The organism is Oryzifoliimicrobium ureilyticum (assembly GCF_037199735.1).
In the GTDB taxonomy this organism is placed as follows: domain Bacteria; phylum Pseudomonadota; class Alphaproteobacteria; order Rhizobiales; family Rhizobiaceae; genus Rhizobium; species Rhizobium ureilyticus.
The window spans coordinates 1-2,143 of record NZ_JBBBVQ010000061.1 but is presented as its reverse complement, the minus strand read 5'-3'; the positions used below and the strand labels follow the sequence as shown (position 1 = coordinate 2,143).

The window sequence follows — 2,143 nt, the reverse complement described above, 5'->3', positions numbered from 1 at the left end:
CCTATATCCGGTGGTACAATCAGCATCGCATCAAAATATCACTCGGTGGCCTTAGCCCCTTGGAATACCGCAGGAACCTAGGGATTGTAGCATAGGAGTCCAAGAATTCGTCCGCACCTCCAAGGGGTGAATGTTCGATGCTGTTTGACATGAGGCATGAGCAATCCCACGGAACTTGCCTATCAACCACCAAAGGCAAGCATTTCGCGTTCGCCAGATGAGATCAAAAGCGTCGGCTTGCTGCCACCTTTGCACCCACCGACTTCTCGCCCTCACCTTCGACGTTCAACAAGAGGCTGGTATCGAGCATCCACAAATCTGCCGTCTGCATAGACACGCCTGCCGTGATCGACCCGAACGCTCCTGAGCCGTCCATCCCGGAGAAACCGCCTGTCAAGCCAAGTTTCGGAGTGAGTTTCGCTCCGCTGTCGAGCGTGAAGGATCTCGCAATTTCGGCGCCAAGGCTGACGCGGAACTGCTCCTCATTAAATCCATCGATCCCAATCGTGTCGCCGGCACTGTTCTTGACAGAATAGTCTTTCACGTCCTCCGAGAAGTAAACAGCGCGTAGCTTCGGGCTGAGCGTCGTATCCTCGCCGATGTTCCACTGCCCCTCTATCGACGTATCGACAAGAAGGCGTCTCGTACTGAATGTTCCATCCCAGAACTGCGTATTGATGTCGTTAGACGAGCCACCATAAAGGACACTGGCATTCCAGAAGACATTCTTGCCAATCTCGAAGGACGCATAAGGGCCAGCTAACCAGCCGTTGCCCTTCAAATCTGCATCCTCATCGGTGGGATCGGTCATGTGATCATAGTGGAACGACAGACCGAGCAGGGCTTTTTCGGTCAGCAGATAATCCACGCCGACGTTCAGCATGGCAAAGCTGCCCCACTTACCTCCATTGATGTCCTTGTCGTTGTGAGCCAGAAATGCTCCGTCAATCCAGATATTGAAGGGTGAGGAATAGCCTCCCGCTACACCATCGGCACTGTCGCGAGCCGACTGAAGCTGCGCAAGGCTCGTTGAGAAGCTCGCTGTCATACCCTGATCGGAAGGCATCATCCGAGCGCTTACAGGATCGGTAGCCTCCGCCATCTTACGCCGTTCGAGAAGGCCTGGCACCTTGATCGTCGAGGAGATCAGATCCTGGCGCGCCTTGACAAAGTCGTGCACCAGACCATCGACTTCGTTTGCAACTTTCGCTGAATCATAACCGACAGTGTATGTAACCACTCCGGTGTTGGATGCACCTAAAGCGCTGACGAGACGAAAGTTGACGCGGACTTGACCGGAATAGCCTGGGTTGGGGATATACTTCAGATACCATCCCAGCTGGGTTGGAGGACTCGCCTGAGCGAATTCGCCTCTTACGATCGAAAACGTTCCACCGTTTGGCGGTTCGATAGAGACGAGATCAGCGGAAAGAAACGGTCCACCCGTCGCGCCACGCGTGAGATCGACATTATTGGGTGTCGCCCCGGCTGCAACAGTCACCGATGTGTCCGTCACAGCGACGGCTCGCTTTTTGACCGTCAAAGAGTAGGAGGCCGTTCCGACTGATCCTGCCTGATCGCGAACCTGCAGGGTAAAGGCGTAGTCCTTCGGCTCAGCGTCGNCGGCTGCAACAGTCACCGATGTGTCCGTCACAGCGACGGCTCGCTTTTTGACCGTCAAAGAGTAGGAGGCCGTTCCGACTGATCCTGCCTGATCGCGAACCTGCAGGGTAAAGGCGTAGTCCTTCGGCTCAGCGTCGGAGCTCAATGGTCCGGTGAGTTCGCCAGTCGACACATTGAGGCTCATGCCCTTCGGTAGGTCACCAGAGGATAAGCTGTAAAGCAAGCTTCCGGAGCCGCCCTTGGCCGTGATCGACTGGCTGTAACTCTCGCCCGCCATTGCGCTTTCCAACGCCCCGCTCGCGGGCGTGAAAACGAAGGATTGCACTGCTCGTACGGTAAGGGAATAGTTCGCAGTTCCCTTAGCGTTGTTCGCATCCGTGGCCGTGATGCTAAACCCATAGGTCCCACTTGCAGTGGGTGATCCGGAAATAGCGCCGTTCGAACTGTTGAGCGACAGGCCGGCCGGCAGAGATCCGGTCGTGACAGAATAACTATAAGGGGCTGTGCCTCCTGACGCCGT

2 protein-coding genes are annotated in these 2,143 nt (G+C 55.7%); one reads left to right on the top strand and one right to left on the bottom strand.

The genetic code is table 11. The features are described 5' to 3' along the window. Nucleotides 1–95 (top strand): IS3 family transposase (locus VQ830_RS28570; RefSeq protein WP_337271293.1); only part of this gene is annotated, 95 nt, incomplete at its 5' end. Nucleotides 96–223: 128 nt separating this feature from the next. Here VQ830_RS28570 and VQ830_RS28565 read toward each other — a convergent pair. Beyond that, nucleotides 224–2,143 (bottom strand): putative Ig domain-containing protein (locus VQ830_RS28565; RefSeq protein WP_337271522.1); only part of this gene is annotated, 1,920 nt, incomplete at its 5' end.